The organism is Pseudomonas sp. MDT1-85, assembly GCF_054898065.1.
The window spans coordinates 4239048-4265951 of record NZ_CM142715.1 but is presented as its reverse complement, the minus strand read 5'-3'; the positions used below and the strand labels follow the sequence as shown (position 1 = coordinate 4265951).

23 protein-coding genes and 2 pseudogenes are annotated in these 26904 nt (G+C 59.4%); 8 read left to right on the top strand and 17 right to left on the bottom strand.

Going from position 1 to position 26904, the window contains the following annotated elements; genetic code table 11:
- The first annotated feature begins 123 nt into the window (after positions 1–123).
- Positions 124–660 carry a DUF4174 domain-containing protein gene (locus ACYZT2_RS19370; protein WP_461966500.1) on the top strand — a complete coding sequence of 179 codons (537 nt, stop codon included), beginning with the start codon at positions 124–126 and terminating at the stop codon, positions 658–660.
- A 142-nt stretch (positions 661–802) separates the two neighbouring features.
- On the opposite strand, the gene ACYZT2_RS19365 is transcribed toward ACYZT2_RS19370, so the two are convergent.
- Entirely contained in the window at positions 803–1027 is a 225-nt protein-coding gene (locus ACYZT2_RS19365) for a hypothetical protein (protein WP_461966498.1), read from the bottom strand.
- 280 nt (positions 1028–1307) lie between these two features.
- Here ACYZT2_RS19365 and ACYZT2_RS19360 point away from each other — a divergent pair.
- Together ACYZT2_RS19360 and ACYZT2_RS19355 are read left to right on the top strand one after the other, a co-directional pair.
- Positions 1308–1674: pseudogene (locus ACYZT2_RS19360) on the top strand (DUF6124 family protein).
- 16 nt (positions 1675–1690) lie between these two features.
- Positions 1691–1933, top strand: a complete 243-nt coding sequence (locus tag ACYZT2_RS19355) for a hypothetical protein (protein WP_461966496.1) — start codon at positions 1691–1693, stop codon at positions 1931–1933.
- Here the strand turns inward: ACYZT2_RS19355 and ampC are convergent.
- Positions 1893–3047: a class C beta-lactamase gene (gene ampC, locus ACYZT2_RS19350; RefSeq protein WP_461966494.1), complete on the bottom strand. Its 1155-nt coding sequence runs from the start codon at positions 3045–3047 to the stop codon at positions 1893–1895. The two genes, ACYZT2_RS19355 and ampC, sit on opposite strands and share 41 nt — an antisense overlap.
- A 159-nt stretch (positions 3048–3206) precedes the next feature.
- On the opposite strand from ampC, the gene ACYZT2_RS19345 reads away from it, so the two are divergent.
- The gene (locus ACYZT2_RS19345) at positions 3207–4085 is read left to right on the top strand and encodes a LysR family transcriptional regulator (RefSeq protein ID WP_461966492.1); all 879 of its coding nucleotides are present in this window, start codon (positions 3207–3209) and stop codon (positions 4083–4085) included.
- 125 nt (positions 4086–4210) lie between these two features.
- On the opposite strand, the gene gudD is transcribed toward ACYZT2_RS19345, so the two are convergent.
- Together gudD and ACYZT2_RS19335 are read right to left on the bottom strand one after the other, a co-directional pair.
- Entirely contained in the window at positions 4211–5554 is a 1344-nt protein-coding gene (gene gudD, locus ACYZT2_RS19340) for a glucarate dehydratase (RefSeq protein WP_461966490.1), read from the bottom strand.
- 36 nt (positions 5555–5590) lie between these two features.
- A pseudogene (locus ACYZT2_RS19335) lies at positions 5591–5908 on the bottom strand (MFS transporter); the annotation flags it as partial.
- A gap of 200 nt (positions 5909–6108) precedes the next feature.
- Between ACYZT2_RS19335 and ACYZT2_RS19330 the strand changes: the two are divergent.
- Entirely contained in the window at positions 6109–6822 is a 714-nt protein-coding gene (locus ACYZT2_RS19330) for a FadR/GntR family transcriptional regulator (RefSeq protein ID WP_461966488.1), read from the top strand.
- A gap of 173 nt (positions 6823–6995) precedes the next feature.
- Positions 6996–7157 (top strand): hypothetical protein, encoded by a 162-nt coding sequence (locus ACYZT2_RS19325; RefSeq protein ID WP_461966486.1) that lies wholly within the window; start codon positions 6996–6998, stop codon positions 7155–7157.
- 111 nt (positions 7158–7268) lie between these two features.
- Here the strand turns inward: ACYZT2_RS19325 and ACYZT2_RS19320 are convergent, their stop codons facing one another.
- Genes ACYZT2_RS19320 through bcsQ form a run of 9 tightly spaced genes read right to left on the bottom strand, consistent with a single transcriptional unit; the run spans position 7269 to position 21975 of the window.
- Positions 7269–8423, bottom strand: coding sequence for an alginate O-acetyltransferase AlgX-related protein (locus tag ACYZT2_RS19320; RefSeq protein WP_461966484.1), 1155 nt, complete (start codon positions 8421–8423; stop codon positions 7269–7271).
- Positions 8423–9823, bottom strand: coding sequence for an MBOAT family O-acyltransferase (locus ACYZT2_RS19315; RefSeq protein ID WP_461966482.1), 1401 nt, complete (start codon positions 9821–9823; stop codon positions 8423–8425). Before ACYZT2_RS19315 ends, ACYZT2_RS19320 begins: the two co-directional genes overlap by 1 nt.
- An 18-nt stretch (positions 9824–9841) precedes the next feature.
- The gene (locus ACYZT2_RS19310; RefSeq protein WP_461966480.1) at positions 9842–10516 is read right to left on the bottom strand and encodes an alginate O-acetyltransferase AlgF; all 675 of its coding nucleotides are present in this window, start codon (positions 10514–10516) and stop codon (positions 9842–9844) included.
- Complete coding sequence (locus tag ACYZT2_RS19305) at positions 10513–11181, bottom strand: SGNH/GDSL hydrolase family protein (protein WP_461966478.1); 669 nt, start codon at positions 11179–11181, stop codon at positions 10513–10515. The genes ACYZT2_RS19310 and ACYZT2_RS19305 overlap by 4 nt, the downstream gene beginning before the upstream one ends.
- Positions 11182–11198: 17 nt before the next feature.
- Positions 11199–15062, bottom strand: coding sequence for a cellulose synthase subunit BcsC-related outer membrane protein (locus ACYZT2_RS19300; protein WP_461966476.1), 3864 nt, complete (start codon positions 15060–15062; stop codon positions 11199–11201).
- Entirely contained in the window at positions 15038–16279 is a 1242-nt protein-coding gene (gene bcsZ, locus ACYZT2_RS19295; RefSeq protein ID WP_461966474.1) for a cellulose synthase complex periplasmic endoglucanase BcsZ, read from the bottom strand. Before bcsZ ends, ACYZT2_RS19300 begins: the two co-directional genes overlap by 25 nt.
- Positions 16280–16286: 7 nt before the next feature.
- Positions 16287–18545 (bottom strand): cellulose biosynthesis cyclic di-GMP-binding regulatory protein BcsB, encoded by a 2259-nt coding sequence (gene bcsB / locus ACYZT2_RS19290; protein ID WP_461966472.1) that lies wholly within the window; start codon positions 18543–18545, stop codon positions 16287–16289.
- A gap of 41 nt (positions 18546–18586) precedes the next feature.
- Entirely contained in the window at positions 18587–20818 is a 2232-nt protein-coding gene (gene bcsA / locus ACYZT2_RS19285; RefSeq protein ID WP_461966470.1) for a UDP-forming cellulose synthase catalytic subunit, read from the bottom strand.
- Entirely contained in the window at positions 20815–21975 is a 1161-nt protein-coding gene (gene bcsQ / locus ACYZT2_RS19280) for a cellulose biosynthesis protein BcsQ (RefSeq protein WP_461966468.1), read from the bottom strand. Before bcsQ ends, bcsA begins: the two co-directional genes overlap by 4 nt.
- A gap of 302 nt (positions 21976–22277) precedes the next feature.
- Between bcsQ and ACYZT2_RS19275 the strand changes: the two genes are divergently transcribed.
- Complete coding sequence (locus ACYZT2_RS19275) at positions 22278–22628, top strand: hypothetical protein (RefSeq protein WP_461966466.1); 351 nt, start codon at positions 22278–22280, stop codon at positions 22626–22628.
- 462 nt (positions 22629–23090) lie between these two features.
- Here ACYZT2_RS19275 and trhP read toward each other — a convergent pair whose 3' ends face one another.
- On the bottom strand, positions 23091–24416 hold the full coding sequence (gene trhP / locus ACYZT2_RS19270) for a prephenate-dependent tRNA uridine(34) hydroxylase TrhP (RefSeq protein WP_461966464.1): 1326 nt from the start codon (positions 24414–24416) through the stop codon (positions 23091–23093).
- A gap of 174 nt (positions 24417–24590) precedes the next feature.
- Here trhP and ACYZT2_RS19265 point away from each other — a divergent pair, with 174 nt between their 5' ends.
- Positions 24591–25652: an AI-2E family transporter gene (locus ACYZT2_RS19265; protein ID WP_461966462.1), complete on the top strand. Its 1062-nt coding sequence runs from the start codon at positions 24591–24593 to the stop codon at positions 25650–25652.
- Here ACYZT2_RS19265 and ACYZT2_RS19260 read toward each other — a convergent pair.
- From ACYZT2_RS19260 to ACYZT2_RS19250, 3 genes are all read right to left on the bottom strand, one after another.
- Positions 25649–25831 carry a hypothetical protein gene (locus ACYZT2_RS19260; protein WP_461966460.1) on the bottom strand — a complete coding sequence of 61 codons (183 nt, stop codon included), beginning with the start codon at positions 25829–25831 and terminating at the stop codon, positions 25649–25651. The two genes, ACYZT2_RS19265 and ACYZT2_RS19260, sit on opposite strands and share 4 nt — an antisense overlap.
- 101 nt (positions 25832–25932) lie before the next feature.
- Positions 25933–26127: a hypothetical protein gene (locus ACYZT2_RS19255; RefSeq protein WP_030131554.1), complete on the bottom strand. Its 195-nt coding sequence runs from the start codon at positions 26125–26127 to the stop codon at positions 25933–25935.
- 193 nt (positions 26128–26320) lie between these two features.
- Positions 26321–26686 carry a hypothetical protein gene (locus ACYZT2_RS19250; RefSeq protein ID WP_461966457.1) on the bottom strand — a complete coding sequence of 122 codons (366 nt, stop codon included), beginning with the start codon at positions 26684–26686 and terminating at the stop codon, positions 26321–26323.
- Positions 26687–26904 lie beyond the last annotated feature (218 nt).

Sequence of the window (26904 nt, the reverse complement as noted above, 5' to 3'; positions counted from 1 at the left end):
GCTGTTGCGCAATGACCGCCCTGACCTAAGCTTGGGCAAGGCGAAACACAATTGCGGTGCGTCACCCGGAACGTTCGCCGCGATGCGCAATCATTAGAGCGTGGATATCAAAAGGAGATGCGCATGCTCATCAGGTCTTTGACCCTGGCTGCCCTGCTGGCTTTCGTCGGCCCCTTGTTCGCCGCCGATGACGATTCCCCTCTGGTTAAAGACGTGGGCAGGGCCCGTCCCCTGATTGTCATCGCGCCCAGTTCGGTCGATCCCACTTGGGTCAACCTGAAAAAATCCCTGGATGAACCCGCCAGCCGCAAGGGCTTCACCGAGCGAAACATGGTGCTGTACACCGTGATCAATACGATGGGCCAGCGCGACGGCAAAGACCTCGACCCGCAAACGACGATGGCGTTGATCCGCTCGCTCAAGTTGGGCGCCGGGGCGAAGAGCAAAATCATCCTGGTCGGCAAGGACGGCGAAAAGAAGCTTGAACAATCGGGGGCGGTTGAGCTGAAAGAGATTTTCGCCACCATCGATCAACTGCCTGCAGCCGAGAAAGAAGCAACGGTGCCAATACCTCCGCCGGTCACCGAAACTGCCCCGGTCAAGGGCGCAAAAGGCAAACCGGCGAAACCTGCCAAGCCGCCTGAGCAGCCGGATGATTGAATTGCCACTGAACCCTGTGGAGATCTCTTCAGGTAGGAGGGATGAGTGTGTGGGGATTAGTCCGATTCCAGAAGGCGTGTCGAAAATGGCTGAAGTGGTCGTTTTCAACCGCCTCAGCCCTCTGGTAGAAAGTCCCGACTGTTTAAGGTCGAGCCAGCAAATGACGGATCACATTAACCAATACGGGTGAGAAGGGCTGAAGGCATTGCCCGACATCAGGCGCTTGCAGGTCTTCCAGAAGTAAGCCCAAGAACTCTTCGTCCTCATACTGCAACTCGTCGGGTGGCAGGTTCTGAGTATATATCAACGCATCCACCAGAGTTTTACGTGCTCCGACTAACGTAATGTGCTGTTCAAGCGCTTCCATCGAGTCAGCGCCTCCGGCTCAATACCCTTGTTGATCTTACGCACGACGCAACTCCAGTTTGCGGATCAACAGTGCGGCTTTCGCCAGCTCCAGATGACCGTCTGAAAGCTCCAGTGACAGCTCGGAAAACAATTTCCTGGCTTCGTCCAAGTCACCATCCTGCAGGCGCTCAAGCAATCGATTCAGTCTTCGCTGTACCTCGCTGTTTCCTGCGTACAGCTGCCACCCTCCTGTGGAAATGAGATGGGTAGCTCCCTGAAACCAAAAAAGAGCTTCGCATATGAAAAAGATCACACCCAACCCTCCCGAAACCCCAACCGATTCCGATCCCCCTCGATCCTGAGGCCACTGAGCGCGTCGTCAGCGCTCGCTTGCGTAACCCCAGGCGAGCCGACCCGATAAGCCATATCTTCACCATCGTCCCGGGCGTCGACACCGAAACCCTGCTAAGCCACGCCTGCGAAACCCTCGCGTCCCTGAATGTCTTGATCACGGATCTGGCCTGCAAGCTGGAAAGCTCTAACCGCAACGTGGCGCTGTCGATTCAGCAGTTGGCGGTGGTCGCCGAATTGCTGGTGAACCGCGCACTGGACACTATCGATCCGCCCGAAGACGCGCCTGCTGTTCAGCCAGGCACTCAGCATTGATCAGGGAGGTTCAACCATGGCTCGATACATGCCAATTACCGGCATCGACTGCAACATTCCGTCCTTGCTGATCGATACCGAAGCGCCTGTCGACGTGTTGCATGACACGGCGGCGTATCGCGTTCGCTGTGTCACGCAACTGCTGGAAACACTTGCCCTGAGCGATGGCGTCGGCCGTGATGCGTCGCTGTTGCAGGATTTTGCCCGGGTGTTGGCGGCTATTTGTCCAGTGCACTCAGAATTTCATGGGCGATTTTGACTCGCTCAGCGTTCGGGTAATTTTTATTGGCCAGGATCACGATGCCGATGTTTTTGGCCGGGATAAAGGCGACATAGGCGCCAAAGCCGCCGGTTGAGCCGGTTTTGTTGATCAGCACAGTGTCGCGTTGCGGCTGCGGCGGGTTCAGCCACTGGACTTCATGAGCCTCAAACGCCATCTGCGACGAGTTGCCCGCCAGCAATGTATCGAGCGTTACCGGGTAATTGTAGAACTCCCATCCCAACCCTTGAGTCATCTCGCCGACGGTGTAGTAACCGGTGTGAGTGGTGGCGATGGCTTGCTGCAAAGGCTTTTCCAGCGACGCCGGATTCATGTTCGCTTCAACATAGCGAAGCAGATCCGATGCGCTGGTTTTCATGCCATACGCTTCGGAAGCCAACGCGCCCGGCTCGACCCGCACTGGCTTGTCGTCCTTGTTGTAACCCTGGGCGTAAAGCGCTATCTGATCCTGCGGCACCTTGAGGTAGCTGTGTTTCAAGCCGAGTTTCGGCAGCAAGGTTTTTTCCATCAGCTCATTGAACGGCGCCCCCATGCTGTGGGCAGCCAGATAGCCGAACAACCCAATGCTGGGGTTTGAATACTGGCGATGAGTGCCAACAGCGTAGGTCGGTTTCCACTGCTTGAAATAGCCGAGCATTTCGTCCTGATGGTCTGCATCGCTGGGGAATTGCAGGGGCAGGCCGCCGGGGGTGTAGGTGCCGAGTTGCAGCACGCTGATGTTGTCGAACGCGCTGCCGTGCAATGCCGGCAGAACCTGACTGGCGTTGTCCGACAGGGCCAGTTTGCCTGTTGCCTGCGCGTAGGCGGCGAGGGTGGCGGTGAAGGTTTTGCTCACCGAACCGATCTCGAACAGGGTGTTTTCGGTGACGGCTTTACCGTTTTCTTTCGAGGCCACGCCATAGTTAAAGTAATGCGGTTTGCCATTGACGGTAATCGCGACCGCGACACCGGGGATCTTCTGTTGCTGCATCACCGGTTCAATGGTTGCCTTTACGATGGCTTCAATGCGGTCATCAGCAAAGCTGTGGCTGACGCCGAGCAGAAGTGCGAAAGCGCTGTAAGACGCGAGTTTTCTCTGATTTTTTTTAGGCATGATTGAATCACTTTCCATGAGTTTCTGTTGTGTTAACCGCTACACTCCGAGCGGTTTTTAAGCCGGTCCGTTGCTGGACGAGCCGAATCTATGCAGTTTGGCGAAGACCGACAAACGACGATATTTCGGATGAGCCATTAGAAAATTTTGGGAGTTAGCATGATTCGACCTCATCTGCCGCTGAATGCGTTGCGCGCTTTCGAGGCTTCGGCACGCCATTTGAGTTTCACCCGGGCGGCGGTGGAGTTGTGTGTCACGCAGGCGGCGGTGAGTCATCAGGTCAAAAGCCTTGAAGCCCAGCTTAACGTGACCTTGTTCAAACGCCTGCCCCGAGGCCTGATGCTGACCAGCGAAGGTGAAACCCTGCTGCCGGTGTTGCGCGAATGTTTCGACCGGATCGCCGAGACCTTGGAGCGCTTCGAGGGCGGGCATTTTCGCGAGGTGTTGACGGTGGGGGCGGTGGGGACGTTTGCGGTCGGTTGGCTGTTACCGCGGCTGGCGGATTTTCAGACGAAACATCCGTTTATCGATTTGCGTCTTTCGACCAACAACAACCGGGTGGACGTGGCCGCGGAAGGCCTGGATTACGCGATTCGATTTGGCGCGGGAGCGTGGCATGGGATCGAAGCGGTGCGGTTGATCGAGGCGCCGCTGTCGGTGCTCTGCGTTCCCGAGATTGCGCGGCAATTGCACACACCGGCCGATCTGTTGCAGCAAACGCTGTTGCGCTCTTATCGCACGGATGAGTGGCCGGAGTGGTTTCAGGCGACTGGTCTTTCGGCCCATGCCGCACCGCCCCGGAGCATCGTCTTCGATTCCTCGCTGGCGATGATGGAAGCGGCGTTGCAAGGGGCAGGCGTTGCGTTGGCTCCGCCCTTGATGTTCTCTCGCCAACTGGCGGCGGGCGCAATCGAGCAACCGTTCACCATCGGGATCACCACGGGCAGCTACTGGCTGACCCGCTTGCAGTCGCGGCCTGAAACCTCGGCGATGGCCGCGTTCAAGCAATGGCTACTACAAGTGGCACAGCAGAATTAGTGTGAATACCTCCCCTGTGGGAGCGAGCCTGCTCGCGATGGCGGTGTGACAGTCAATGATGATGTTGGCTGTTACGGCCTCATCGCGAGCAGGCTCGCTCCCACAGGGAAATCAGTGTTTCAGGGTTACCGCACCAAACACGGCCGCTTGTTATCGAACGTCCACCCCGGAATCAGAAACTGCATCGCCACGCTGTCGTCCCGCGCGCCCAGTCCCATGCCTTTGTACAGCTCATGGGCCTTGGCCAGTTGATCGATGTCCAGCTCAACCCCCAAGCCAGGTTTTTTCGGTACCTGCACGCAGCCGTCGACGATTTGCAGCGGCGCTTTGGTCAGGCGTTGGCCGTCCTGCCAGATCCAGTGAGTGTCGATGGCCGTGATTTCACCCGGCGCGGCCGCCGCGACGTGGGTGAACATCGCCAGGGAAATATCGAAGTGGTTGTTGGAATGCGAGCCCCAGGTCAGGCCCCACTCGTGGCACATCTGTGCGACTCGAACTGAGCCCTGCAGGGTCCAGAAGTGCGGGTCTGCCAAAGGAATGTCCACCGATTGCAGCTGAATCGCGTGGCCCATTTCCCGCCAATCGGTGGCGATCATGTTGGTCGCGGTTTTCAGGCCCGTGGCACGCCGGAACTCGGCCATGACTTCGCGACCGGAGTAACCGTTTTCCGTACCGCACGGGTCTTCGGCGTAGGCGAGAACGTGATGCTGATCCCGGCACAGCCGGATCGCTTCCTTAAGTGACCAGGCGCCATTCGGATCAAGGGTGATGCGCGCATCGGGAAAGCGTTCGGCGAGGGCGGTGACCGCTTCGATTTCCTCGTCGCCGCTCAACACGCCGCCCTTGAGTTTGAAGTCCTTGAAACCATAACGGGCGTGGGCGGCTTCGGCCAGGCGCACCACGGCGTCGGCGCTCATGGCTTTTTCGTGACGCACACGGAACCAGTCGTTGTCGGCATCCGGTTCGCTGCGGTAGGCCAGATCGGTTTCGTTGCGATCACCGACATAAAACAGATAACCGAGCATCTTCACTTCGTCGCGCTGCTGGCCTTCGCCGAGCAGGGCCGCGACCGGTACATCCAGGTGCTGACCGAGCAAATCGAGCAGGGCGGCCTCCAGGCCGGTGACCGCGTGAATGGTGATGCGCAGGTCGAAGGTCTGCAGGCCACGCCCGCCGGCATCGCGATCGGCAAAGGTCTGGCGCACTTGATTGAGGATCTTCTGATAAGTGCCGATCGGGCTGCCGACCACCAGTGCGCGCGCATCTTCCAGCGTCTGGCGAATACGCTCGCCACCCGGCACTTCGCCGACGCCAGTGTGGCCGGCGTTGTCCTTGAGGATCACGATGTTGCGGGTGAAAAACGGGCCGTGGGCGCCACTCAGATTGAGCAGCATGCCATCGTGGCCGGCCACCGGCACAACCTGCATGCTGGTGATGATCGGGGCTTTTGCGGCTTCTTGTGGGTTCATTTTCTTGTCCTTTAAACCGTGCTCTTACATGAGTGTTCAGGCGTGATTAGGTGCTGGTTTGCCCAAGGCAACCACAGGTGCGGGTTTCGGTTTATTGCGCGCGGCGAAGACGATGATCGCGGCGATGATCGAGGTGGCGGTCAGACCGTAAAGCCCGCCCTGAATCGACCCGGTGTGTTCTTCAAGCAGACCGAAGGTGGTCGGCGCAACGAAGCCTCCGAGGTTGCCCACCGAGTTGATCAGTGCGATCACGCCTGCAGCAATCCGGGCATCCAGGTACGCCTGGGGAATTGGCCAGAACAGCGACGATGCGGATTTGAAACCCAGCGCGGCGAAGCAAATGGCGACGAAGCCGTAGGCGGCAGCGCCAATCCCTAGGTCATGTTCCATGTGGGCGCGGACGAAGCCGATGTTCACACGGTCGATGTAGTTGACGATGAACATGATCACGAACAGCGGCAGGACGTGGCGTTTCACTTTTGAGGCGAGATTCCAGTCACCGAAAAGCGAGCACGGTGCTACGATCCGGATAACCCGCTTTACGGATAATCACCATGCAAGAAGACATCGACGCACCTGCCCGCAAGCGTGCCCATAACCTGGCCCATGATCTGGTGAGCAAACTGACCCAGAGCATCCTGCTCGGCCAGAGGGTGCCGGGGGACAAGCTGCCGTCGGAGAATTCGATTGTTCTGGAGCATGGCGTCAGTCGCACAGTGGTGCGCGAGGCAATCTCGAAGTTGCAGGCTTCGGGGCTGGTGGAAACCCGTCACGGCATCGGTACTTTTGTCCTCGAGCGAGCACCGGATCAGGGGCTGCGACTGAACGTCGATACCGCGCTGGGCGTGCGCAGTATTCTGGAGTTGCGCATGGGCCTGGAAACCCAGGCCGCGGCGCTGGCAGCGGTGCGTCGCACAGACCAGCAATTGGCGCAGATGCGTGAAGCGCTGGATGACTATCAAAGCCTGTTGGCCAACAACGACAGTTGCGTCGAGGCGGACAAACGCTTCCATCTACTGATCGCCGAAGCCACCGGCAATGTGTGTTTCACCGAGATCATGCAGCACCTGGGCAGCGCCATGATCCCCCGGACCCGCGTCAATGCCGCCGAGCGCGGATCGGCGGATTTGAGCAAGCTCGGGCAACTCGCCAACCTCGAACACGAGGCGATTCTCAACGCCATCAGACGCCAGGACCCGGACGCGGCGCGGGCGGCGATGTGGTTGCACCTGACTAACAGTCGCGACCGCTTTTCGGCTGATCGGTAGCCGCCGTTGGTCTCCTCGATAGCACCCCGTTTGCAGGCTCGTTTCCAACCTGTACGGCCCAGATTCGCTGGACCTCATCAGTGAGGTGCGTCATGGTTTACGAGCAAATCCTTCAAGGTGGGACTTCTGATAACGACCCTGTCAGACCCATTCCCGATAGGGACGATCCGTCGATGGATCACGACGCACCACCCGGCATGGACCCTTCGCGAGACCCGGCCGATACGGACGTTGATCGTCCTGAAGACTGGAGGGACCCGGCTCTGGATCCGGCTGTGGATGACGACATGCCTGCGCCGGATGAAGAAACACCCTTGTCAGACGACAGGCGATAAACGAAACCCGGCCGATGCGCCGGGTTTTTTGTGGGTGCAGGTTCATCGCGTCATCGTTCTTCGCGGGCAAGCCTCGCGCCTACAAAAGCACCGTCGCCGGATGCGATTGACCTACCACAACGAGCGATAGGCAATGGGGTCGATGTAAGCCGACTGCAGATCCCGCTCCGGGATTTCCCAGATGATTTGCTTTGGCGGCGTTTCTTTGGAGGCCGGGTTGTTGAGGTAGCTGTTTGCCGCGCCAGAGAACGCTCCGCCGTCTTTGGCGAAGTTACCTACGGGGGCGCCCAGTGCCTGCTGCAGAAACCCTGCGAAGTTGGAGTTGCGCGAAAATGAAGTGCCGATGAGCACGGTGTTGGGGAGGTCGGCATCGCCGAAGAGGTCTGCCTCGGTATCAGGGCTGTCGGCTGACGCAACGGGAAGTTCGTGGGTGCTGGTTTGGGCGACCATTTCGGGCGCGGGTTGCCATTTGAGCGGTAGCCAGTCGATGCCCGCGAGATGGACCAGATCGCCAGGTCGCACCGCGAGCGGGGCATGACTTTCGTTGAACGACCTGTGTGGCGTTGCGCTGATGCCCAAGGTCTTCAGGCGCTGCGTGATGGCATCGGCCGCCGCCTTCGCGCCGGATTCGCTCCAGTGCGTATCGGTGCGCAACCAGGCGCTGGCCCCCAGTGGCGTCAGCGCACCGGTGAGGTCCAGATTCGACACGCCACCCACGTCTAACTTCGAGGCCCACGCCTGGATGCGCCCTTCGAGAGCGGCTGGGCGGTGCAGTGCGCAATGCTGCTTAGCAGCGATGCGACTCTTGTCTGGAACGATGACCACCAGCAGGCTGATGTCACGTTGGGAGAGCTGCTGGTTCAGATCAATCACTGCCTGGATTTTGGCATCGGCATTGCGCTGCGCTTGATGATCGACCTTGAGCTCATCGGCCAAAAACAACCAGTCAGGACAACCCGAGCGAACCCTCGGTCCGGTGTCGCTGAGGAGCAGCCAACTGGCACCGCGTTCCAGCTTGGCGAACGTGGTGGGGAAGGCGGCTTTCGACAGCTCCTTGGCGATTTTATGGGTGATAGCTCCGTCAAGAATCTGCGTCGCCGATAATCCCGGTGGTAGCGGCGCTATTTGCCCTGACCCGATCAGCCAGCCAGAGGACAGCAGCCCGACGAACAGGAATATCAGCAGAGATGCGCCTGCCAATGGGCTGGTGCGTGCGACCGGATCGTCAGGTTGAGCAAGCGTAATGGTGTGCTCTGGCGTCTTCATCAGAATTGAAAGTACAGAAAGGGTACGGTTTCGCGACTGGCGGTCAGCGCGAACGACAGCATGAAACCGACAATGGGCCAAAGGGCGAGCGCTACGCCGACCCGGTGTTTTTCAGCGTAAGGGCGTAGCAGCGGTGCGACGATACTCAGCACACCCAACAACCCCGCGAGGCCATGGATCGGGCGCAGGGTCGCGGACAGTTCCTCACTGAGGGCAATGCCCTGCAGCCCGAACTGTCCGGCATACAGGTTCAGTGCACTGTGAAAGTCAGGGGCGCGGAACAGTGTCCATGCCAGGCAGACGAACAGCAGTGTCAGCCCATGGGAAAGCACGGGAGGTACAGGGGGCAGGGAGGAGCGGTTCCAGGCACGATCAACACACAACGCAATGCCATGGGCGCAGCCCCACAGTAGATAATTCCAATTGTCGCCACCGTGCCAGAGGCCGGCGATGGCCATGATCAGGAACAGGTTGCGATAGGTTTTCCGGGGGCCGTGGCGATTGCCACCCAGCGGGATATACAGATAGTCACGCAACCAACTGGACAACGACATGTGCCAGCGGCGCCAGAAATCCTGGATGCTGTTAGCCAGATAAGGATGGTTGAAGTTCTCTGGAAAGTGGAAGCCCAGCATCAGTCCCAGACCAATGGCCATGGAGCTGTAGCCGGCGAAGTCAAAGAACAGCTGCAGGGAGTAGGCCAGGCAGCCCAGCCAGGCGTCAGAAAAACTGGGGGTCTGCACATTGAACGCCACGTCGACGACGGGCGACAGGGTGTCGGCCACCAGAACCTTCATACACATCCCGACCATGAACCGGCGTGCTCCCAGCGAAAAGTTCTGCGCGTTGAAGGAACGTCGATGCAACTCGCGCCGGACCCAGTCATAGCGAATGATGGGGCCGGCGACCGAGTGGCCGAACATCGAAATATAGGTCGCGTAATGGATGAAGCTGCGCTCGACCGGCACGGTGCGACGATGCACATCCACCAGGTAGGAAATCGCCTGCAGCACGACAAACGACAATCCGGCCGGCATGATGACCCGTTGCCAGGACAGGGGCGCGGCTCCGGACCAGACCATCGCTTCGTTCAATGTGCCAGCGACAATGTTGGCGTACTTGTACCAGCAGAGCATTGCTGTGTTGAGCACGATCAGGGCCACAAGTATTCGCACACGGCCCTTGCTCTCCTGTCGCCAGGCATCGATCAATAAGCCACCCCCCCACGCCGTGATCGTCAACATCACATGCACAGCGAGGAACCGAGGGCTCAACCAGCCATAGAACAGCCAGCTGCCGATCAGTAGCGTGACGTTGCGCCAGGCGGCTGGGCACACTGCATAAGTGCACAAAAACAGCGGCAGGAACAACGTCAGAAACTCGAGAGAGGCAAAAACCATGGTGGTGGCGCGATCCGATCAGTGGGCCAGGACGTCAGTCGCGAGCAACAGGTAAGGACCATTTGCGCCAGGCAGCAGCACAACGCTGTAGCGCTCGCCGGCCTTGAGCTGGCCCAGGTCAAGTGGGGCGCCGACGTTGGTTTGGGCGCAGACCAATTGAACCGACAGGCTGACCGGATTGATGGCGCGGCGTTGCACGCTGCCGTCGGCCACTTCCTTGAACAGGTCGGCGTTCTTCCCCGCAGCGCGCAAACTGGCCTGGGTGCACGCTGGATCGGCGCTGATAAATGCCAACGAGGCTCTCAGGCTATTGAAGTCGTCGGGTTGCTCACGGATGACGACCTGGCGAATACCTTGAGCGCTGTCTGGCAAAGCGATCACGCTGGCGAATTCGCCTGCTGCCACCTGAATGTCCAGCGGCAGGCTTTTGCCGTTGCGTTCCAGGGTGCCCTTGATCGGCTGGTTGGCGGGCACGGGCAGGTAGTCGGACACGGCATTCGAGCCTTCCAGTTTGAGGCTGGCCCGTGAGCCTTCGGCCAGCAGCTGCAATGGTCGGTCGGCGGCGTTGATAAAACGCAGGAAAGCTGAGTCTTGATCCGGGCCCGTCGGGTACAGGGCAATGTCAGCGGCCTGGGCGTGCAAGCTCAGCATCAAGGGCGCTAACAGTTTCCAGCCACATGCGGATCGGCTCATTTGCCGGCTCCTGCGCTGCTGACGCGCTCGGCGGGCAGTTTGGCCAGCGCACCGCCAATTGCAGTGCCCCATGCGTGATAACCGGCGACGGTGAAGTGCTGCCCATCGGTGGTGATCCACTGCCCAGGTTTGGAGAGCGTCAGCGAATCGATGTAGGTGCAAGGCGCCACGTTCGCGGCCAAAAACTGCGACATCAACTGGGTGCGGGCATCATTCTTCTGGTACATGCCACCGGCTTTGCCCCAGGCCGGGCCCACCCAGGCGCAACGGGTCCCGGTGGCCGCGATGGCCTTGGCCAGGCCGGTGACGCTTTGCCAGGCCCAGGCCTTCGGAAACACTGGCTTGTCATAGGACGCCATGGTGTCGCCGATGACCAGTACCACCAGGTCAGGTTTGTCGGCGGCGATCAGGTCCTGAATCGGTGTGGTGGTTGCCTCACGCCCTTTGATCACGATTTTGTCGTTACCTTTGCGCTCGGCACCGCAGTCGACCTTTTTGCTGATCAGCCAATCGCTGGCGCTGGCACCGCAGGCACCGATGGAATGAACCTGAGCGCCTTGGCGAGTCAGGTTGTCGTGCAGCGGCTCCAGCAAATGGTCCGCGAGGCTCATATGGCTCTCCCCGAGAACAAGGAGGGACAGGCCGGCAAGGGCAGAAGTGGGCATCGAAAGCTCCAGAATGATCAGTTGGAATAAGGCGAGGTGTACGGGCTGACCGGCAGGCTCATGGGGCCGCTGATGTCTTCGAACTGGTAGCGCAAAGACAGGGCACCGCTGAGTTGTTGGTAGTCATGGGCATTGTCCAGGCCCAGATTGGCGCCTAGCAGGAAGTTCGAAGCGACCTTGTATTCAGCTGCCGCGGCGACGCTATAGCCAATCCCGGTTTTGTTTTGCCCTTCGTAGCGCAGGCCCGAGGCCGCTTGCAGGGCTTTGTCGTTGGGGAAATAGTCGGCGCTGTCCTGTTCGAAATGCTGCACGCCGACCGAGCCCTTGATTTGATACGTCAAGCGTCCGGAGCGTTGTGCCCAGGTCACTGGCACGCCCAGGGCGAAGAATGTCTGCGGGCTGAAATAGCCGCCGTGGCCGTAGGTGAAATAGTCCTGATTGTTGGCGTAGCTGATACCGGTCATGCTCAGGCCGACGGTCAGCTTGCTGTCCGTTGCATTTTGCAGGTACCAGTACACACCGCTGCCCAGTTCACTGCGGTTGTTGGACTCGACATGGTTGCCCAACAGCTGGTGCCAGGAGGCGTAGCCATAGACGCCGACTTCGTTGTCGTCAAAGCTCAACTGGCCACGCCCGCCGTTAGCGGTCACGCCGCCCCAGGACTGCCCGCTGCGTTTGTCCGTGGTGCCGGCAAACGAGGTGACGCTGTCAGTCACCGGACGCCGGGAAACGCTCACGCCGTAACGGACATTAGAGGTGTCGCTCACGGGGCGATCAATGCTGATGCCGCCGGTGGCGGTGGTGTACTTGAAGCCGAGCGGGGTGGTGCCGAGATCGGCTTTGAGCCCATCCGCGGGCCGTTGAATAGCGACGGAAAGGCCGACACCCTCGGCTTTTTGCGAGCCGACGCTGCCACTCTGCGCACCGTTACCGAAACGCGACAGCGCCTCGTCGCTGGCACTGCCGGCGTTCAGCGAGACCGGCGTCACCTGCAGGGCGACGCGGCTTTCATCCAGCGGGATATTGATTTCCAGAGGTGTTTCAACATCGGTCAGTTTGCTCAGCCCCGACTCACTGTTGTTGCTGCGAATGCTCACGCCCTGGGTGACGTAGGCACTGCGCTCCTGAAGGATTTTATTCAGCGCCAGTTGCGCGGGGCTGATGTCCTCGCTCACCAGTGCCGCGCGCGGCAGCTGCGACGCGTATGCATTGCTCGCCTGCTGCGGCCTTGGCGGGGCGTCGATGCCAAAAGGGGGGGGAGACGTCATGCGGCCTGGCATCTCTTGAACCGGTGGCGGGATCGCTGCCAGCAAGGTGTCGCGACTGACTTCATTACGTGACCCCGACACCCCGGCAAAAGGGTTGGGCGCCACCGTCGAACCGGCCAGTTGGCCGACCTGGCTTCTGCGTTTCTCGTTCTGTTCAATGGCCACCGCTTTGCGCAGCAGATCGGTCGCCGTGCCGGTCTTGCCCATGTTCTGGTAGAGGCGGGCGGCCTCGGTCAGCATTTGAGGGTTGCCGGACTCAGTCTTGAGCAGCTGTTGCAGTGCCTGTTCGGCAAAGGCAGTGTCATGTGCCAACACCGCCGCGTTGGCGGCACCCAACAGCAGTTGCGGGTCGTTCGGCTGACGTTGTAACAGCGGTTTATAGAGTTCGAGGGCTTTTGCCGTGTCGCCATTGGCCGAGTACATCCGTGCCAGCGCCGCGACGGCAGCGCTGTCACCGGGACGTTGCGCCAGTGCGGGCGCCAGCGTGTCATAGGCGTTGGCCAGATCGCCTCGCTCACGCAGCTGGTCAGCCTGGCGGATGCGATAGAGATAGAGCAAATCGTCGAAACGCTTGCGAGCCGGCGCGTTCAAGGGCCTGTTCTGAAGGTCGCGCAGAATCTCGTTGACCTGTGCGTCTTCTCCGGTTTTAAGCAGGACAGCGGCGTATTGCAGGATGAAGTCCGCCGAGGGCGCCGTGGTGTTCTGCAACTGGCCGCGCATGAGGGCCAGCGCGCGGGTTGGCTCGCCGATGTCGACATACGCCGAGGCCAGGCTCGCCGTGCGATCTGGACTGTTGTTGGCCATCGGCTGAATACGATCGAGCAAGGTCAGGGCTTCCTGGCGCTGTCCGCGCTTGCCCAACTCGATCGCCTGACTGAGTTGCAGGTTGAGGCTGACATCAGCGGCCAGCGCGTCCATGTCCGGGGTGCGCTGGTCGGGGCGCAAGCGTCCCAACGTTGTCTGGGCGGCTTTCCACTCACCCATCTGGACCGACAGCAAGGCGCTGACGTAAAGCGCATCGGCATTGTCGGGATGGGCCTGGAGCATGGCGCTGATCAGGTCCCGAGCCTTTTGCGGTTCGCCCATCGCCAGGTTCAGGCGAGCCAGGGCGAAACGCGTCCAGACGTTGTCCGGTTCGTAGCGCAGCGCGTCTTGCAAGGCGTTGCGCGCAGCGGGCAGGTCGTTGCGTTGTTCGGCGAGGGCGGCCAGTTGCGTCGCGCGCAAGGCTTGCAGACGTGCGGACTGGCCGATCTTTGCCTGTCCGGTGGCGGGCAGGCTGTTAATCAGTTGCAGGGCTTCATCGTTCTTGCCGCTCTTGAGCAGCACATTGACCAGCCCTTCCTGTGCTTGAGGGTCGTCGCGGCGCTGGTTCAAAATATGCCGATAGCTGCGCTGAGCGTCATCGAACTGGCCCGCGCTGGCCTGAATATCCGCCAAGGCGAGGCGAGCATCCACCCCGTTTGGATTGAGCCGCAGCGCCTGGTTGACCGAGACCTGTGCCTGGGCTGTCTGGCCTTTGGCCTGGGCGTCGCGGGCCTGCTGCAACGCCGACCAGTAGCGCACTTCGTTCAGCGCAACTTGCCAGTGGCTGCCGTCGCGTTGCCGCGTGGCCTGACCCAGAAGCTTTTCCGCTTCGGCCAGTCGGTGTTGCTGCTGGCGAATAACCCCAAGGCCGCCCAGCGCGTCAGCATCATCGGGCAGGCTTTTCAAGCGCGCTTGAAAAGCCTGTTCGGCGGTGGCCTGATCGCCTTCTTTGAGCGCCTTCAGGCCGCGCGCGACTTCGGCGGGCGGTTGCCATTCCTTGCTGGCCGTCGTTGCTACCTGTTGCTTGCCCTTGTTCATCTGCGCGCGGATTTCCACGTCATCCGGATGCGTCTTGAGGTACGCCTCGAACAACGGTACCTGTGCCGGATTGGGCGGACCGATCCAGGTCAGCGCCAGGCGCCAGCTTTCGTCGGCATCACCGGCAATGTCGGTACGCTGGGTCAGCGCGGCCAGGGCGCGGATGCCCTCGGCACGGCTGTCTTCACGGCGAACCAGATGCTTGGCGTAAAACAGCGCGACGATCGAATCGTTGGGCATCTCACGTTGCAGGCGCTGAAATCCGCTGCGTGCTTCAGACCAGTCCGCCTGATTGAAGGCAAGGTTGTTGTAATACTCGCGGCCGATCGTACCTTGAGGTGGACGGCCATCGAACAGCGAGCGAAATACGGCGGTCGCCTTGTCACGCTCACCGGCATCGACGAGGCGCCGAGCCTCTTCCAGACGCTGCTGGTTCTGCGGTTGGGCCACGCTGATGTCCTGCGCCAATTGCAGTGCCTGCCGAGGCGGTGGCTGGATGGCCTGCAAGCGGGCGAGGTATTGCTGCGCCTGCTGTGGCTTGCCCTGTTGCACGCCGATCAAGCCCAGGCCATACAGTGCGTCAGCCTGGGCCGGGTCCAGCAGCAGGACTTTCAGCCAGACTTCCGCAGCGCGTTGAGGGTTGTTGTGCGACTGCCAGTACTGCCCTTGCTCGACGAGTAATGTCTGGGGTGTCGGACTTTGAGCGTGGGCAGCTGCGGCCGTCCATGCGCTCATGACGGCGATGGCTAGCGTGCGGTGGTGCGCGTGCATGCGGTCTCCCAGGAGAGTTTCAGCGTTCCGTCTTCCCGGAATCGGTAATGTTTATCTGCCCATCCGAGGGCGAACAGGCTAAGCATGAAGTTGTAGTAACGCGGCGGACCGGCGTCGGCATCAGGCCTGGCCAGCGCCTCGCGCAAGGCGAGTTCCACGCGGCGTCGTTGCTGATCGGCCAACCCGGGCAGCCCCTTCGCCTCAAGGTAGGGAATCAGTGCAGCCCAGAATCCGAACGGGCTCTGACCCTGAACACTGCCGTGGAGAATCTGGACTGTTTCTGGGGGGGAACCCGTCGCGACAGTGCTGCGGGCCATGCCGTCCAGCCGTTTGAGCAGGAGCGCTGCCAGCGCTTCGGAGGTATCACTCATGCCCAGCCAGAGGTACACGCGAATGGCATCGTAGCTGCCTGTGTCGCCGTGGATCGGGTCGCTTGTGAAGGCGCCCGATTGCGCTGAAGTGCCTTGATAACTGACCCAGTCAGCGACGAAACCGTGGCGGCTGGATTGGCCAATCATCGTCGCGGTGTTGTTGGCAATCGCTTGCCAGGGCCCCGAGGGTGCTTCCTTGGCCAGCCGTCGTAACAGGGGCAGTGGCAGGTAGCTGGGGTTCAGGCGCCAGAGAGCGTCCGGCTGGACGAAACCCTGTGGTCCAGGCAATACCATCGGGCCCAGCCCGGGCAGCTTGACAACCAATTGCGCTTCAATTGTCGCCATCAAGTGCAGGGCATCCTGGTGATAGTCTGGCCGATGCCACAGGCGCGCGGCTTCGAGCAAGGCGTAGGCGATCCACAGGTCGGCGTCGGCGGCCGAATTGGCGTCTTGCAGGCGCCACTGACCGTCCGTGCCTTGCCCCCATAACCAGCCCGGCAGGCGTGTGGCGGTGGCGGAGCCTGCGAGGTTGGCTGAGGTCCAGCGCCAGAGTTTGTCAAAGCGTGGCTGATCGTTGCCGATCAGTGCGAAGAGCATGCCGTAGGACTGCCCTTCAGAGGTGCTGTGATTGTTCTCCAGGCTCGATTCCAGAACACGACCGTCGTCTTGAACGAAGCGCGTTGCGTAGGTTTGCCACAGTGGCCAGGCTGGCGACTCACAGGGGGTTGCGGCCGCTACCGCAGGCGCCAGCAGGGCAAGCGCAAGCACAGCGCTCAACCTGCGCGTGTTACCGCGCAGGCACCGGCGAAATGAAACACCCCGGCTGCTCATGGACGACACAGGCATGCGCGGCTCATTGACCAAGACGACGTTTGGCCCGTAAGCGCAGGGCCAGGTAGGCCATCGAAGCAAGCAGCAGGATCCCGAGGAGAGTGAACAGCATGAGCGCCATTACGTTTTGCGAGAGGTACCACTGCAGATAGCGCAATGGGCCCAAGCTCCCGACGTAGTAATCCTGCTCGGCGACCAGCGATTGGACATGCTTGCCCCTGACCACCACCAGACTGCCTTGCAACTCGTGGGCGTTTTCTTCGCTGCTGAGCAGGGCGTTGGTCACGTCGGCCAAGCCGTTGGGCCTTGCGCTGGCGATAAACACCACACTGCGCCCACTCTTGAGCGGCGATTCGAATCCAGTCAGATAAGCACTGCCGTCGTCAGCGGTAAACCTGAAGCTGCTGCGCGCTTCACGCAGATTGGTTTTCGTATCCGGGCTGATCCAGTTGCGCAGACGCAAGGGCAGGTCAGACAGTTCAAAGTACTGAGCAGCGTCTTCGTCCTTGGCCGGCAGCAGACTTTGCCATTGCTCCAGCAGCGGCTGATTGTTGCCCGAGGCGAGCACCAGCAAATCCCGGTCGCGTTGCTCGGCCAGCTGGTCGGCGTGGACCACCTTCACGCCGGTGGCCGGATAACCGGTGGAGTCGCCGAAGCGGCCCAGCAGGGTCAGGTAGGCGCTCAGATCGGCCGCGCTTGGCTCGTTGGGCAGGATCACCGATGTTTCAGAAAGGTCGGCCATGCGGGTGAACGGGAAGCCACTGTCCTTGAACACCCCGAGGTTGGGCATGGCCATGAAATGTTCATATTGGCTGAGGTCCAGGGTCGAGTCCGGGTCGATCACACCGCGCATGTTGTCGATGATGATGTCGCGGCATTCGCCCTGTTTGATGTAGTCATACATGAAGCGAAATTGCAGGCGTGATTGCAGCGCTACGGAATTGAGCGGCAACAGCATGCGCGACGTTCGGGCCAGGCTGTCGTCGGTTTTGAGCATTGCCAGCAGGCTGTCGCTGCTGCCGAGTTTCTCGATCGAGGGCAGATCGATCGACTTGATGAAGGTGTCGTTGAAGTTGACCAGCAACGAGGAGTTGGTGGAGACCGGTTGCGGCGTATAGCGGTATTTCAGGTCAAGTTGCGCGCCGGGTTCACGCCAGTTGAACAGGTCGGGTGGCAAGCGCAGCGCAACCGTCATTTGTCCCGGGTTATAACCCGACACATTGAGCTCTGCGGGTTGCGCCAGTTCACCCAGGCGAACCGGGCGATCGGAGGGCAGCCAGTTAGGCGCGTCGTACGGTCGGCGTGGCTTGAGCGAGTCGATCCGGTCGATCACCACGCTCTGCCCGGAGAAGGCCGAGCCACCGAGGGCCAGCGCTGTCGCGGCGACCTTGAGATCGGCGCCATCGCGCCCGGAGACGATCAACAGTTTGCCCTGAGCGTCATTTGGGTTGCTCACGAGTGTCAATGTCGGCCCCGTGGCCTCTTTGATCGGCAAGCCACTCAAGGTCGTTGATTCGCTGCCGCTGACAAACACCACGGCATTGCCTTTGGCCGGCAGGCCGGTGAGGCTGGCGGGGAAGGTTGCGCCGCGGTAGCTGGCCAGGGCGCCAAACCAGGATGACAGGATACCGGCAGCCTCAAGCTCAGGACCGCCCGGGCGCCCGGCAAACACGAAGGGCAGCTTCAGGGGCGAGGCGTCTCGACGATCGAACAAGGGCAGCGGCAGAGCGGACAGGTCGTTGGGCTGTTTAATCGAGGACACCTGGAGGCTCAACTGACTCTCGTTGCCGATCCTGGCCCACAGGCTGGAGTGCAAAGGGTCTTCACATTGCATCGTGTAGTGACCGATGAACTGCAGGCTGAGCCGGTTGAATTCGGTGATGGTCTGCGGCGGAATCTGCACGGTCCGGGTCTGCAATTTACCGGCCTCTTCCCTGGGCAGGGGCAGGCTGGCGGCCACTTGATCGTTGACCAGCACATTGATCTGCGAAAGGTCGGCCAGCAGCGCCGGTGAGTAGCTGTACTGCAGCGTGACCTGCGCAGCCGTGACGACTTCATCGGCGCGCACATCGAAGTTCACACTGTCGGTAGCCTCCACGCCTTTAAGGGTCATCGAATAGCTTTTGCCCAGCTCCTTGAGGGTGCGGGTATAGCTGTTGCCCGGGGCATCGGTCCCGGGTAACGCTGCGACCGGCATCACCGCCGGTTCTGTGGCGCTGATTTGGGCGGCAGCACTCAATGCCCAGCCGCTCCAGCCCACTAGCGAGCAGGTGATCAGCATGAGTGAGCGACGAGGAAGAAAGGTCCGGCGAATGGAAGGCTTCAAGATCGTTGCGTGTCCGCGGTGGAGTCGATGGGTGATGGAGTGTCCGGGCGTCTGCGCAGCAGTGCCTGGCTGTCCTTTAGGGTTGCAACGAACAAGCGCAGGATGGCGCGAAAGCCTATGCTGCTGACCTCGCGCAACGCCGACATGGGCGCGTCGAGGCGGCCGTTACCCCACGTGTTGGCCCAGGTGTCGGCCCGTGAAAAGGTCAGTCGCACCAGCTCGCTTTGCTGGCGCAGGGTCAAACCCTCGAATTGCACGCCCGCTACGTTGTCGTTGCTGAAGACCGTATTTGCGGGAAAGAGGCTTGAGGGTGGTGTGCGCAGAATGCACAGTCGCAGCTTCTCATTGACGCTGAGCTGAACCTGCGGTGGCAGTGCCAGACCCACGCCGTTTTGTGAGAAGTCCCGGGTTATGCAATCGAACCAGGTGCCGTCTTCGCGATAGACGCGCACGGGCAGATCCGCGGGCACCCTGGGTTCGTTGCGCACCTGAGAGGACTCAGTAGCCACCGCCACGGCGGTGCTGACGATGACGATGTTGTACACGGTCCAGGCCAGGTTGATCAGCAGGGTAGTGGCCTCGGCAGAATCACTCCCGATCAGTTTCACCACGCCGATCGCCAGACCGATCATGTTCAAGGTCAGCAGGACGATATAAGGCCGCGCGAGCTTCCAGTTGAAATAATCCTTTTCAATGGTGCCGCCCTTGTCGGTCACGTTGAATTTGCCCAGCGAAGGGCTGATCAGGGCCAACAGCACCGGTCGCATGATGTACCAGGCCAATACCGACTCATACACTTCGTTCCAGAAGGAATGACGGAAGCGTCCCTGGATGCTGGAGGTGGTCAGGCTGGAATGGAAAATATGCGGCAGTACATAGACCGTGACCATCAACGCCGAGGCATGGAAAATTTGCGCGTCGAAAAACAGGTAGGCCAAGGGTGCGGTCAAGAACACCAGACGGGGCAAGCTGTAGAAAAAGTGCATCATGGCGTTGAGGTAGCAGATGCGCTGCCCCAGGTTCAGTCCTTTGCCAAACAACGGATTGTCGGTCCGAAAAATCTGCGCCATGCCCCGCGCCCAGCGAATGCGCTGGCTGATGTGCCGGGAAAGGCTTTCGGTGGCCAGTCCCGCCGCTTGCGGAACGGCGAGGTAAGCGGTATTGAAACCACGGCGATTGAGCTTGAGCGCCGTGTGCGCATCCTCCGTCACGGTTTCGGTGGCGATGCCGCCGACTTCCAGCAAATGAGTCCGCCGGATGACCGCGCAGGAGCCACAGAAGAAGGCCGCGTTCCACAGGTCGTTGCCGTCCTGCACCAGGCCGTAGAACAGCTCACCTTCATTGGGTACCGAGCGAAAGGTATCGAGGTTTTTTTCGAACGGATCGGGTGAATAGAAAAAATGCGGCGTTTGCAGCAACGCCAGGTTCGGGTCCTTTAAAAACCAGCCCATGGTGATCTGCAGGAAGGAGCGGGTGGGCACATGGTCGGCGTCGAATATGGCAATGAACTCTCCATCGGTGACTTTGAGTGCCTCGTTGAGGTTGCCGGCCTTGGCATGTTGATTGTTGTCGCGGGTGATGTAGTTGACACCAATCTGCTGACAGAAAACCTTGAATTCCTCCCGGCGTCCGTCATCGAGCATGTGCACCCGCAGTTTGCCCTCGGGCCAGTCAATGGCCTGAGCCGCGAGCACCACCAGTTTGACGATACCCAATGATTCGTTATAGGTAGGAATGAAGACGTCTACCGTCGGCCATTCTGCGGGCGGCTGTTGCAGAAACTGCGGTTTGCGGTGCAACGGCCAGGCGGTCTGTACATAGCCGAACACCAGGACGAGCAAGGCATACAGTTCGGCCAGCACCAGCCCGTAGCCAAATACGGCATCCTGCCAGTTGTCGAAGTCCAGGGTGTCGGACAGGCGCCAGTACATGTAACGCAACGAAGCGATCAGCGAGAGGGTGATCAGGGTCAGAATCGCCAGACGCCCGGCTTGCTTGCGGATGATCAGGCTGGCGGCAAAACAGACGGCGGCAAACGCGGCTTGGGAATACAGATTCAGCGGCGCAGTGAGGATACCCAGCACCAACGATGCTGCGATCAGCCCGGCTAAGATCTTCAGGCCTTGGCGCCAACATAGGGGCCATCGACTGACGCGAGCCTGGAAAGTATCCAGTAGCCCCTGCAACCACCACGTCTTTGCAGGTAGCTGATTCAGCTGGGCGGTCATGGCGTGCCCTGCTGGCTGGAAGCATCCGCGAAAAGCAGGGCATGGACCGCGACTGACAGCGAAAGAATGTCCTGACAGCCAATGCTCTCAGGTGCGTACTGCAGCAGGTCCCGACCATAGGCCAGCGACTCGTTGAACTGGTGATCGAGGCGAATCGTCCCGATCAGGTCAGCGCCGAGCCGCCGCAGAAACAGCACGCCCATGTCCCTGCTGAACGAACGCGAGTCATCCCGTTGGTTGAGCACATACCGGTGCCGCTGCGCGCGTCGCCGGCTGGTTTCCAGCCACTGGGTCATAGTGTCCAGTGCCAGGTAGGAAGCCGCGTCGGCCACCGTCATCACCAGCACCAGATCGGCGGCGTCGAGTGCCTGTTGCGAATAGACGGTCGCACCCGAAGGCGTGTCCAGGATCACGGTATCGTTTTCGCTGAGGTCCATTGACGCAAGGTGCTGATTCAACCAGTCAGAATCTTCAAGCATCAACTGCCTGAGCAATCGGCGATCGTTCATCTCGCCAGTGCCGAAGGGCAGGCACTCACTGTCGCTAAAGCCCGGCAGGCGATGAGCGCTCCAGTCTACGTCCTGCTCTTTGAGCTGTAGCAGCCCGGGAACCTGCCTGGTGATACCCAAGTGGCTGGACAGCGCGTTCTGAGGGTCCAGATCAATCGCGATGGTTCGCCCGCCAGGGCGCCGAAGTGTTTTTGCGAGGCCTGCCGCGACGGTGCTTTTACCCACCCCACCATTCGCCGAAACGATAGCAATGACCTTGGCTTTGGTCCGCTTGCGAGTCGTTTCTGGCAGACCGTCTCGACGAACCTGATTGAGTTCACGCAACAGGTCGCTCAATCGCTGACGGTCACCCGTAGCAGAACTCGCAGGTGGCTCGGTCAGGGGAGGGGATTTGGGCGAAGGTAGCGAGAGGACAACATTCTTCACAGGCTCGACCGCCGCGCCAATCAATAAAGAAGGCTGTGGCTCATCCAGCAGAAACACAGGGAACGCTGGGTTTGGGGGAGGCAATGCCACCGCCGGTTCTGGCTCAGCCATCGTAACCGGGTCGTCTTTGAAATCTTTGTAGTTCGGTTGTATTTCCTGGTAACTCTCTGCATTGGCGCCAAAACGTGTAAAGAGTTTTGTAATGTCGTCTACATATTTCATGCGTTGTACCAGGAAATGAAATAACTCAGAAACTCAGCATTCCATTAACTTAACAAAGTTTATGCGTTGTCTTGTTTGGGCGTTGGCAGAGTGCCATTAATCTAGGGTGTCTGCGTTGGGGTGTCAATGATTGTTATAAAACGTCAGCGAGTCTTGTTAGTGTGTTATTAAAGCATTATGTATTAGTAGAAAGTGGGGATGTTAGAATGCGTCCACTAATGATTGTTCAATAAGGTGTAACGTGATGGGCGGTAATGGGTGTATTTGTCGAGAGAAATGATTTTCGGAGCGATGGAGTGTGAGTGTTGATCGCCTATGATGATTTGATGTTGGGTTATATATTAAAGAAGTTGACTGATGTGTTTGGAGAGATAGTGGCGGTTTCAGAAAATACTTTTTCGGATAAGGCAGCGGGTGTCGCGGATGCCAGGCAACGTAAAATCGAAAAGAAACTTCCCGTCTGGCTACAGCGCCTGAAAATCAGCACGCCTTATCAAGTGACCCATGTGTTACTTGATCAAATGCACGCAGCGCGGACGCTTAAGCGCGGGTTGCGCTTCGAGGCGCAAGCGGCCTTGCTGGAGGCGCTGGCAGAGGCCGGGTTGGCGATGGACGTGGAGAGTTATTCGGCGGCCGTTTTAGAGGGCCTTTGAAATGCTTATTGGATCGCTGAAGGCTATATTTGTTTTTCTGTACAGCAAGGCGTTTTCGTGGAAGTAATCTGCAGTTTGGCCTGGGTAATGTTTTTGCCAACGTTTTGAGTGTGAAGTAGGCGCGATGCCGGGGCTGTCGCACATCCTATGTGCATTCGGTCCCAGCCATGCGGTGCCCAGCTTGTTCACTGTTCACTGTTTACTCTTGGATCGTGAACGCGACATAAAGCCAGCCTGGTTGCGCGTCGGAACGCGCCGTCTTTCCAGGCGTGGTACAAGCAGTTGTCATTGTCCTCGCGATCAAAGAACGCGAGTCGAGATGCCGTATTAATGTACAACCCATGATTTACTTCGGTACTGGCAGATCCATCCGTGTTATTACCTCGCTTATTTATTGCGCACTTGGGTGACAGTGTTTGATACGCAGCAGTCACAGAATTGGCGCCTTGTTTTTGACGGCTTTTAACTCGCGCCCACATCCCGCATCAACAACCCAAAGCGCACATCCACCGCATCCGGAATCGGCAAATACACCGTGTGCCCATCTCCGGGCGCGACTTCAATAGCCTCGCCTTTGACGTTCTGCAGCTGAAGTAAATCAAAATGGAAGTTGCCCTTAGGTGTCATCAGTTCCAAGTGATCCCCCAAACCAAAGCGATTCTTCACCCGCACCTCGGCTAGCTGATCCCGACGTTCGCCGGTCAACTCGCCCACGAACTGCTGGCGCTCTGAAACCGAGCTGCCGTTTTGGTAGTTCTGGTATTCGTCATGCACATGCCGGCGTAGAAAACCTTCGGTGTAGCCACGCTGGGCCAGGGATTCCAGATCGGTCATCAAGCTGCGATCAAACGCCCGGCCAGCCACCGCATCATCGATCGCGCGGCGATACACCTGAGTGGTGCGCGCGCAATAGAAGTGCGATTTGGTCCGGCCTTCGATCTTCAATGAATGCACGCCCATCTGCGTCAGGCGCTCAACGTGCTGGACGGCGCGCAGGTCCTTGGCGTTCATGATGTACGTGCCGTGTTCATCCTCGAACGTCGGCATCAGTTCGTCAGGGCGATTGGCTTCTTGCAGCAGGAACACTTGATCGGTCGGCGCGCCAATGCCCAGGGTCGGTTCGGGGCGGAACTGCTGAACGATTTCACCGAGCTGATTTTCGCTGGCCGGCGTCGCCGAGTATTTCCAGCGACAGGCATTGGTGCAGCTGCCCTGATTGGCGTCGCGCTTGTTCATGTAACCCGATAACAGACAGCGCCCGGAATAGGCCATGCACAGCGCCCCGTGGACGAACACCTCCAGCTCCATTGCCGGGACGTGCTGACGGATTTCTTCGATCTCTTCCAGCGACAGTTCGCGGGACAGGATGATCCGGCTCAAGCCCTGTTGCTGCCAGAACTCGACGCTGGCCCAGTTCACCGTATTGGCCTGCACTGACAAGTGGATCGGCATCTGCGGGAAGTGCCGGCGCACCAGCATGATCAGGCCCGGGTCGGACATGATCAGCGCGTCCGGTGCCATGGCGATCACCGGTTCCAGGTCCTTCAAGAACGTTTTGAGTTTGGCATTGTGCGGGGCGATGTTCACCACCACATAGAAGCGCTTACCCTGAGCCTGGGCCTCGGCGATGCCGAGCGCGAGGTTGGCGTGATCGAATTCGTTGTTGCGCACCCGCAGGCTGTAGCGCGGCTGGCCGGCGTATACCGCGTCGGCGCCATAGGCGAAGGCATAACGCATGTTTTTCAGGGTGCCGGCAGGGGCGAGCAGTTCCGGGGTTGTGAGCGTCATGGCGCTGGTCATGGCAGTGTCGATCGCAAAAGCCGGCAAGGGTAAGCGGCTTGTCCGCGGGGTTTATTGATCTGGATCTATGCTTCATAACAAACGGATGGCACTCGAGCGAACCGTGGCGGACTAAACATCAAGACGCGCGTTGGCGCCCCTGTGCACTGACATGGATTGGACATGAACGAAACGAAGCTGCAAAACAGATCGCTGATGGTCTTGCTGACGCTTGTAAGCATTGCCTTCATCTGGATTCTGCTGCCGTTTTATGGCGCGGTGTTCTGGGCGGTTATCCTCGGCATTCTGTTTGCGCCCTTGCAGCATCAGTTGCAGCTGAGGTTCGGCTGGCCACGCAACCTGACGGCCCTGTGCACCTTGATTCTCTGTGTGCTGATCGCGATTTTGCCGGTGATCACCATCAGTACCTTGCTGGTTCAGGAAGGCGCGGCGCTATACAACAGGATCGAAAGCGGTGAACTGGACATCGCCGGGTATGTGTCGCAGTTCAAGCAAAGCCTGCCGCCGTACGTTCAGTACTTGCTCGATCGTTTCGGCATGGGCGAGCTGAGCGGGCTTCGGGAGAAAATCATCAAGAGCACGATGCAAGGCAGCCAGATGGTCGCGACCAAGGCATTCAGTTTTGGTCAGGGTACCTTCGAATTCGTGGTGGGCTTTTTCGTCATGCTGTACCTACTGTTTTTCTTCCTGCGGGACGGGTCCGAACTGGCGCGCAAAGTGCGCGCGGCGATACCGCTGGAAGATAACCAAAAGCGTCGCTTGCAACTCAAGTTCAATCGCGTGGTGCGGGCCACGGTGAAGGGCAATGTGGTGGTGGCGATCACGCAAGGGGCATTGGGCGGTTTTATCTTCTGGTTTCTGGACATCCCGAGCGTGCTGCTCTGGGCGGTGTTGATGGCTTTTCTGTCGCTGTTGCCGTTGGTGGGGGCGGGGATTGTCTGGATGCCGGTGGCGGTGTATTTCCTGTTCAGCGGCGCGATCTGGCAGGCCACGGTGCTCACTTTGTTCGGGGTGTTCGTGATCGGCCTGGTGGACAACGTCCTGCGACCGATCCTGGTGGGCAAGGACACCAAAATGCCCGACTACTTGATCCTTATCTCGACCCTGGGCGGCCTGGCGCTTTTCGGTATTAACGGTTTTGTCATCGGGCCGTTGATCGCCGCGTTGTTCGTGTCGAGCTGGGCCATTTACATCGATTCCAATCCACGGGTTCAGCTGCCTTAAGCGCTGAACTGGCCGGAGCCGATACGTTGCGACAAGGCCTGGGCGGCGGGAAGCGAGGTGAGCGGGCCGCTGATCGGTTCCCCGTCCTGCATAAGATACCAACAGGCTAGCAATCCCCGCGCTCTGAGCGGTGCGGGAACGGCGCTGCCGATAACAGACATGATCTGGACTTGAGTCATAAGTACCTCCATTAATCTATGGAGGCCACCTTACGGATCGGACGCTTGAACGGACAATCAACGCTTTCGATAGTCGTCATTGATGCCAATGAGTCCTACGGTCAATCCACCACTTGATCGAGCATATGCACGACTTCCTGCTCATTGAGCAGGCCTTTGCGCACCAGGTTTTCTGCCAGCAGCGAGAGAAATTTTGCGCTGCGATGACCTTCCAGGTGTTTGAGTTCGGTCAGTGCGTTGTACACCTTGCCGGAAGTGCACAAGCCGACAATGCGATGCGGGTTTTGTGTGGGCATGAGGTCGTCCTTGTTTTTATCAACCTGTTGTTTACGGACAGATCCAAGCTTGCGGACCGGACATGACATAAATATGACCAACTTTGCCTGCCGGTACTGTCCCGACAGCGACCTTGACGAGATTTATTCAGACTTCGTCCAGCCAGTGGTCACAAAAAAGGCCCCGCTGTAAAAGCGGGGCCTGATGAGCGTGTTACCAGCGGTCGCCACGATAATAACCATGGGGAGGGCCGTAATAGCCGCGTGGTGGACCATACCCGCGTGGCGGACCGTAATAGATCGGTGCCGGGCGGTAGTACATCGGTTGTTGAACGTAGACCGGCGCCGGTTGGTAATAAACAGGCGGTGGCTGCACGTATACCGGTTGTGGCTGAATGTAAACCGGTTGCTCCACATAAATTGGCCGGTCACGACCGATAATTGCTGAGCCGATGATTGCCGAGCCGACGATCGCACCAAACACAGCCGGACCTTCCCAGCCACGACCACCTGCTTGTGCCTGCCCTGCGATAGCGAGAGCACCGATCAGCAAGGCTACTGTGGGGATTTTACGGATCATGATAAGTCCTCGGTTCTTCGACCCGGCGCTCGCGTCTGCAATAGACACAAGTTGTCGCGGGGATACTTCTAAGACAGCATTTTTTTAAAATCAGCACAGCCGTTGGGTAAATTTTGTGTAAGGTCTGTACCGGCTTCTTTACGGCTGTGTGCCGCGTGCAGACAGGCCTTTATGATCGATCAGAATCCGGTGAGATGGCTAATCCCGTCCATCCGAAA

Coding starts and splice junctions, on each gene's coding strand:
- ACYZT2_RS19370 (WP_461966500.1), top strand. CDS start 124: ATGCTCATCAGGTCTTTGACCCTGGCTGCCCTGCTGGCTTTCGTCGGC.
- ACYZT2_RS19365 (WP_461966498.1), bottom strand. CDS start 1,027: ATGGAAGCGCTTGAACAGCACATTACGTTAGTCGGAGCACGTAAAACT.
- ACYZT2_RS19355 (WP_461966496.1), top strand. CDS start 1,691: ATGGCTCGATACATGCCAATTACCGGCATCGACTGCAACATTCCGTCC.
- ampC (WP_461966494.1), bottom strand. CDS start 3,047: ATGCCTAAAAAAAATCAGAGAAAACTCGCGTCTTACAGCGCTTTCGCA.
- ACYZT2_RS19345 (WP_461966492.1), top strand. CDS start 3,207: ATGATTCGACCTCATCTGCCGCTGAATGCGTTGCGCGCTTTCGAGGCT.
- gudD (WP_461966490.1), bottom strand. CDS start 5,554: ATGAACCCACAAGAAGCCGCAAAAGCCCCGATCATCACCAGCATGCAG.
- ACYZT2_RS19330 (WP_461966488.1), top strand. CDS start 6,109: ATGCAAGAAGACATCGACGCACCTGCCCGCAAGCGTGCCCATAACCTG.
- ACYZT2_RS19325 (WP_461966486.1), top strand. CDS start 6,996: ATGGATCACGACGCACCACCCGGCATGGACCCTTCGCGAGACCCGGCC.
- ACYZT2_RS19320 (WP_461966484.1), bottom strand. CDS start 8,423: ATGAAGACGCCAGAGCACACCATTACGCTTGCTCAACCTGACGATCCG.
- ACYZT2_RS19315 (WP_461966482.1), bottom strand. CDS start 9,823: ATGGTTTTTGCCTCTCTCGAGTTTCTGACGTTGTTCCTGCCGCTGTTT.
- ACYZT2_RS19310 (WP_461966480.1), bottom strand. CDS start 10,516: ATGAGCCGATCCGCATGTGGCTGGAAACTGTTAGCGCCCTTGATGCTG.
- ACYZT2_RS19305 (WP_461966478.1), bottom strand. CDS start 11,181: ATGCCCACTTCTGCCCTTGCCGGCCTGTCCCTCCTTGTTCTCGGGGAG.
- ACYZT2_RS19300 (WP_461966476.1), bottom strand. CDS start 15,062: ATGCACGCGCACCACCGCACGCTAGCCATCGCCGTCATGAGCGCATGG.
- bcsZ (WP_461966474.1), bottom strand. CDS start 16,279: ATGCCTGTGTCGTCCATGAGCAGCCGGGGTGTTTCATTTCGCCGGTGC.
- bcsB (WP_461966472.1), bottom strand. CDS start 18,545: ATGCTGATCACCTGCTCGCTAGTGGGCTGGAGCGGCTGGGCATTGAGT.
- bcsA (WP_461966470.1), bottom strand. CDS start 20,818: ATGACCGCCCAGCTGAATCAGCTACCTGCAAAGACGTGGTGGTTGCAG.
- bcsQ (WP_461966468.1), bottom strand. CDS start 21,975: ATGAAATATGTAGACGACATTACAAAACTCTTTACACGTTTTGGCGCC.
- trhP (WP_461966464.1), bottom strand. CDS start 24,416: ATGACGCTCACAACCCCGGAACTGCTCGCCCCTGCCGGCACCCTGAAA.
- ACYZT2_RS19265 (WP_461966462.1), top strand. CDS start 24,591: ATGAACGAAACGAAGCTGCAAAACAGATCGCTGATGGTCTTGCTGACG.
- ACYZT2_RS19260 (WP_461966460.1), bottom strand. CDS start 25,831: ATGACTCAAGTCCAGATCATGTCTGTTATCGGCAGCGCCGTTCCCGCA.
- ACYZT2_RS19255 (WP_030131554.1), bottom strand. CDS start 26,127: ATGCCCACACAAAACCCGCATCGCATTGTCGGCTTGTGCACTTCCGGC.
- ACYZT2_RS19250 (WP_461966457.1), bottom strand. CDS start 26,686: ATGATCCGTAAAATCCCCACAGTAGCCTTGCTGATCGGTGCTCTCGCT.